The following is a 5843-nucleotide window of genomic DNA, read 5'->3' on the forward strand; positions in this document are numbered from 1 at the left end:
GGGTAGGACTGTTTCATGATCCCTGTCAGCCCTTTACCGGATACCATCCCGATCCGTCCGCACATTTCCTGGATGGCAATCGCAAAGATGCACGGAATCGGAGAAAGCCACAACAGATGAAGGCCAAACATGGCTCCGGTCTGCGAATAGGTGACGATGCCGGATGGATCATCATCAGAGGCACCAGTGATGACGCCGGGTCCAAATTTTTTCAAGAATTTTTTGGTCTTTTTGAGAATTTTGCCCATCTTTCTCACTCCCTTGTTGGGTTGTGCATCTGCAAGCAGCCCTCCTGAAAATAGTTGCGTTAGCCATCAGCGCTGTCGGTCGGCATTGGGATAAGGGAGCAGATTTGTGCAGTTTTTTTCTCTTATTTTTTCTTTCTTTGACATCATCATACCTACTATCCGCTAAGCTTGCAAGCACTTGCATCGCCATATGATATAATATTGACAGGAACGCAAACAACGAAAAATCCAGACTGTTGAGGTGGACTAAAATGGAAGAATCAGCTATAAAAATTGAAACGTTCGATGCATACATCAGCCGCTATGATGAGGATATCCAGGCAATCCTGCAGGAGTTCCGCCGGGTGATAAAGGAAGAAGCCCCCGATGCGACCGAGAAAATCAGCTATCAGATGCCGACTTTCTACCTGAACGGAAACCTTGTGCATTTTGCGGTGCAGAAAAATCATATCGGCTTCTATCCGGCACCGAGCGGTGTTGCGGCATTCAAGGAAGAATTGATGGATTACAAGACTTCAAAAGGCGCCATCCAATTTCCGCTGACGAAACCTATCCCATACGAGCTTGTGAGCCGGATCGTTCGCTTCCGGGTCGAAGAAGCAAAGCAAAAAAAGAAACAGAACAAATAAAGAACGGATTCGTTACCAAACTTGAATACGGAAAAAGGAGGGACGTCCATGAATTTGCATGCAGTCTTAACCGAAGTCATCCCAACACTTGCGAGCCTGATTGAGGGCATCGGAGTCCTGATCATCCTCTATGGATGCATCAAATCATTGTATCTGTTTTTTAAAGACAAGCTGAATCTGAGCAACAATCAACCGAAACTCGAATTGGCCAAAGCGCTGGCGTTCAGCCTGGAGTTCAAACTGGCAGCGGAAATACTGAAGACGGTCATCATACAGACGATCGACGAATTCATTGTGCTCTCAGCCATCGTCATCCTGCGTGTCGTGTTGACGCTTGTCATCCATTGGGAAATCAAAAGCACCAATTCAGAAGAAGGGGAGTGACTTTCGCACTCTTCCTTTTTTGAGGTTGAAAACGTTCACTTTTCGCCCCGCTTTTGCCATTCTTTCGCCATACTTCTTTCCTATAATGAACCTATGAAAAGAAGATCACGAAGCATACAAAAAGGGAGCGGATCAAAATGAAAAAATGGAGGAACGGAATTGTGGGTGGGGCTTTGGCAGTCTTATTGTTCAGCGGCACAGGCGTAATGGCATCTGAGGATGAAGAGTTATATGGCGCAGCAGCGGTCAGCGAAGGCGAAACGTATACAATAGAAGAAATGTTAGTCTACGCCATCCAGGATGAATACATGGCCGAAGCTTCCTACCTTGCGATCATGGAGGCATATGGAACGGTCAAACCATTTACGAGCATCGCCAAGGCGGAGGGCACACACATTTCCTTGCTGTTGCCGCTGTTCAAAACTTACGGTTTTGAGGTGCCGGAAAATGAAGCGGAAGCCCGAATCGTATTGCCGGCATCCTTGGCAGAAAGCTTTGAAAAAGGAGTGGCAGGCGAAATCGAAAACATCACTGTTTATGGACAATTTCTTGAATCCGAAGATTTGCCGGACGATGTCAGAAGTGTCTTTGAACGCTTGATGGCTGCATCCGAAAACCATTTGGCAGCCTTTGAACGCGGCGTCGCCGGAAATCCGGATGGTGCCGGCAGGAAAAAATGATGCGAAGCCATAAAACAAGCCCCGCGCAATTTGCGTGGGGCTTGTTTGCTATGAGAAACGCATAAGGAAGTATGCTTCCCGGAAATTTCCTTCTTCATACTTATCCTGTCCATTGGGCCGCGGCACGATTGGGTGTATAATGGAGGCGAAAGCAATAATGATCTATTTTCATAATGTAAGCGCTGTCCATTTTGTTGGGGAGGGGTGCTGTAATGGAAATCGAAGGCGTAATTCTGGCCGCCGGGAGGTCCTCCCGGATGGCGGGAAACTCAAAAATGACGATGGACTTGGGCGGCAGGACAGTGATCCAAAGAAGCATAGATAGCCTGCGCCCGTTCTGTAGCAAGGTCATCGTCGTGACGGGATTCCATTCCGAAGCAGTGATGGTTTCGGCCGGACACTGCCCGGAAGTAGTCTTCGTTCACAATGCAGACTGCGAAAAAGGCATGTTCTCCTCCGTGCGGATCGGATTGCAACGTACTGAAGCGGAGCGTGTCCTCATACTGCCCGGCGACTGCCCTTTCATTACCCGTGAAGTCTGCGAAAAACTGTTGGCCGGTAAAGGGGATATCGTTTTGCCTGCCTATCAGGGAAAGCGAGGGCATCCGGTCCTGTTGAGCCGCTGTGCGATCGAAGGCCTGTTGGCGGATGAATGTTGCCAGAGCCTGCAGGAATACATAGGCGCAAACAAGGCGGAAATCATCGCGGTGGATTATCCGGATTTTTTTTGGGACATCGACACGCCGGAGGATTACGCCAAGGCAGTGGAGTATTTTCGAACGAAAGAAGTGAGGTGAAGAGATGGAAACTATCAGCAAATCCATCAGGCGTTTCGATTTTGATGACAAGGTCGAAGGGAAAGCAAAATACTGCGCCGATTTGCATCCGGAGGGCATGCTCTACGCAAGGACATTGCGCTCCGAGATGCCGCGCGCGAAAATTCGCGCAATCCGTTTGCCGGAGCTGCCAGAAGGGTACACGGTCATCGACTACCATGATATCCCCGGCAAGAATATCGTGCCGATTGTGTACGAGGATCAGCCGTTTTTGGCCGTGGATGAAGTCAATTACATCGGCCAGCCGATCCTTTTGGTCATTGGGTCGGACAAGGAAATCATACTCGACATCATCGGAAAAATAGAAGTGGACTACGAATTGCTGCAGCCGATCCTGACAATCGAGGCTGCCATGGAACAAACGGATTCTTTTATTTACGGTGACAAACCCTATTTTGTCGGTTATGAATACACGAAAGGTAATCCGGATGCGGCTATCGCCCAAGCAGCCCAGGTGATCGAAGATGAACTCCGCACCGGCTACCAGGAGCATGTCTATATCGAGCCGCAAGCGATGCTGGGCAGCTATGATGGTGAGCGCGTCTCCGTTTATGGCTCGATGCAGTGCCCCTATTACATCCACAGCGGCCTGAAGCAGGCGCTCGGCTGGGGGGACGAACGGGTGCGTGTCGTCCAGCTGCCTACGGGCGGAGGCTTCGGCGGCAAGGAGGAATATCCTTCGATTCCGGGAGTCCACGCTGCTTTGGCAGCCATCAAGACGGGAAAACCGGTCCAATTGTTGTTCGACAGGCCGGAGGACATCCGCGCCTCGACCAAGCGCCATCCCAGCATCATCCGGATCAAGAGCCATCTGGATGCGGAAGGGCGCATCATCGCCCGGGAAATCGACGTCAAGCTGGATGCAGGAGCCTATGCGGGCCTCTCCAGCGTCGTGCTGCAGCGGACGATCTTCTCTGCCTGTGGCGTTTACGATATTCCGAACCTGAAAGTTACGGGGAAAGCCTATGCGACCAACAACATTGTGACTGGCGCGTTCCGGGGCTTCGGCGGGCCGCAGGCATTCTTCGCCATCGAAATGCATATGGCGCACATCGCGACCGAATTGGGCGTCGATCCGCTGGAATGGCGGAGGAGTTATTTCCTGAAAAAGGGAGACAGCTCTTCGACCGGCGGCGTCTTATATTCTGACATCAAACTGGCTGAAATCGCCGATGCTGTGAACAGATTATCCGATTATCAGGAGAAGCATAGCGCATTCAGCTCCAATAAGAGCTTCTGGAAGGGGATCGGCTGCTCTTTCTTCTTCCATGGCTGTGGCTTCACTGGAGCCGGCGAGGCGGAACTGCTGAAATCACGAGTGAAACTGAAAAAATATGTGGGCGATACAGTAGGTATTTTTGTATCGAGCACCGAAATCGGCCAAGGGGCTCTGACCACCTTGCGCAAAATCGTCGCCCAAACCTTGGATATCCCGCTTGGGCAAGTCAAACTGACCTATCCGGATACCGCGGACTGCCCTGATTCAGGCCCTACTGTCGCATCCCGGACAGTTATGATCGTCGGACGCCTGCTGCAGGAATGCGCTGCTGAAATGAAGCAACGTTGGACTGAGGAAACATTTGAAGTGGCGAAGAATTACGTTAATCCGGAACATTTGTCCTGGGACAGCGAAAAATTGGCCGGGAATGCTTATCCCGAATATTCCTGGGGGGCCAACGTCGTCGAAGTGGCAGTCGATGCAATTACATACGAAGTTGAAATCAAGGGCGTTTGGGCGGCATACGACATCGGAACGCCGATAGACGAAAAGATCGTGCAAGGGCAGATCGAAGGCGGCATCGTGCAGGGCTTGGGATACGCAGCTATGGAAAGACTGCAGACCAAAGAAGGCAAACTGCTGCAGGACAGTCTTTCCGAGTATCTGATCCCCGCGGCTATGGACTTTCCGCGGATCGCGTTTGAATTGATTGAAAACCCTTATGAAGGAGGGCCGTTCGGTGCCAAAGGATTGGGTGAATTGCCGATGATCGGGCCTGCTCCGGCATTTGCGGCCGCTGTGGAACAGGCCATCGGCAAAAAAATCGACCGTATCCCGGTAATCCCGGAATACATAAGGGAGTTGATGACATGATGGAGGCCATTTCTTTCAAACTGAACGGTCAGGAGGTCGCGCTGAAGACGGATCCTGCCAGAAGGCTGCTCGATATCATCAGGGAGGATCTTGATTGCAAAGGGGCCAAGGAAGGTTGCGGGGAAGGCGAGTGCGGCGCCTGCGCCGTGCTGGTGGATGGCCGCTTGGTCAATTCCTGTCTGATCACGGCAGCCATGGTTGCAGGAAAAAACATCTGGACCATCGAAGGCTACCGGGAAACGGAACGGTTCCAACTGCTGAAGAACAAACTAGCGGATCACGGCAGCATCCAATGCGGATTCTGCACGCCAGGTATCATCATGGCGGCTGAAGCGTTGCTCTCGAAAAATCCCAATCCGACAGAAGCGGAGGTAAGGGAAGGCATTTCGGGCAACCTATGCCGCTGCACCGGCTATACGATGATCGTCGATGCCATCCTGTCCGCAGCACGGGAGGGGGATGGATTATGGTGAACATATTCATTCCGGATACCTTGGCTGAGGCGCTGCGGATCAGAGGACAACATGAGACCCTAGTCATCAATGGCGGAACCGATGTGATGGTGAAATACAGGCGTTGGAACGGTATGCCGCCGGATTTTCCGCTGGATGTGCTCCATATCGGAAGTCTCACGGAGCTTAAGCGCATCGAAATCGCAGAGGGCAAGCTTAGGATTGGCGCAGCCGTAACGCTTTCTGAACTGATGGAACATCCGTTTGTGCCGGACTACATCTCATTGCCGATTCGCGAGATGGCTTCCCCCGCCATCCGAAATATGGGGACGCTGGCGGGAAACCTCTGCAACGCCTCCTCATCCGGTGACAGCCTGCCAATGCTCTATGCGCTCAATGCGGAGATTACTTTGGCATCCGCGCACGGGACGCGCAAGCTTCCCGTCAGACAATTCATCACCTTTGCCAAACAGACGCTGCTTCAACCCGATGAACTGGTGACGGAGATTGCGATACCGCTTG

8 protein-coding genes are annotated in these 5843 nt (G+C 51.7%); 7 read left to right on the forward strand and 1 reads right to left on the reverse strand.

The window, feature by feature from the left end; genetic code table 11:
* Positions 1-248, reverse strand: a 248-nt coding sequence (locus tag WBV27_RS04050) for a divalent metal cation transporter (protein ID WP_424199649.1), incomplete at its 3' end; no start/stop codon positions are given.
* Positions 249-499: 251 nt separating this feature from the next.
* Here WBV27_RS04050 and WBV27_RS04055 point away from each other — a divergent pair.
* From WBV27_RS04055 to WBV27_RS04085, 7 genes are all read left to right on the forward strand, one after another.
* A complete protein-coding gene (locus WBV27_RS04055) occupies positions 500-877 on the forward strand; it encodes an iron chaperone (protein ID WP_424199651.1) in 378 nt (125 codons plus the stop codon).
* Between the two features lie 48 nt (positions 878-925).
* Positions 926-1261 carry a DUF1622 domain-containing protein gene (locus WBV27_RS04060; RefSeq protein WP_119092297.1) on the forward strand — a complete coding sequence of 112 codons (336 nt, stop codon included), beginning with the start codon at positions 926-928 and terminating at the stop codon, positions 1259-1261.
* Between the two features lie 137 nt (positions 1262-1398).
* Positions 1399-1941: a DUF2202 domain-containing protein gene (locus WBV27_RS04065; RefSeq protein WP_424199654.1), complete on the forward strand. Its 543-nt coding sequence runs from the start codon at positions 1399-1401 to the stop codon at positions 1939-1941.
* A gap of 212 nt (positions 1942-2153) precedes the next feature.
* Entirely contained in the window at positions 2154-2738 is a 585-nt protein-coding gene (locus WBV27_RS04070; protein ID WP_424199656.1) for a nucleotidyltransferase family protein, read from the forward strand.
* Positions 2739-2742: 4 nt separating this feature from the next.
* On the forward strand, positions 2743-4869 hold the full coding sequence (locus WBV27_RS04075) for a xanthine dehydrogenase family protein molybdopterin-binding subunit (protein ID WP_424199658.1): 2127 nt from the start codon (positions 2743-2745) through the stop codon (positions 4867-4869).
* Complete coding sequence (locus tag WBV27_RS04080) at positions 4866-5342, forward strand: (2Fe-2S)-binding protein (protein ID WP_424199660.1); 477 nt, start codon at positions 4866-4868, stop codon at positions 5340-5342. Before WBV27_RS04075 ends, WBV27_RS04080 begins: the two co-directional genes overlap by 4 nt.
* On the forward strand, positions 5336-5843 hold a 508-nt coding region (locus WBV27_RS04085; RefSeq protein ID WP_424199662.1), incomplete at its 3' end, for an FAD binding domain-containing protein. The genes WBV27_RS04080 and WBV27_RS04085, both read left to right, overlap by 7 nt.

Source organism: Trichococcus sp. (assembly GCF_049589555.1).
Lineage (GTDB): Bacteria > Bacillota > Bacilli > Lactobacillales > Aerococcaceae > Trichococcus.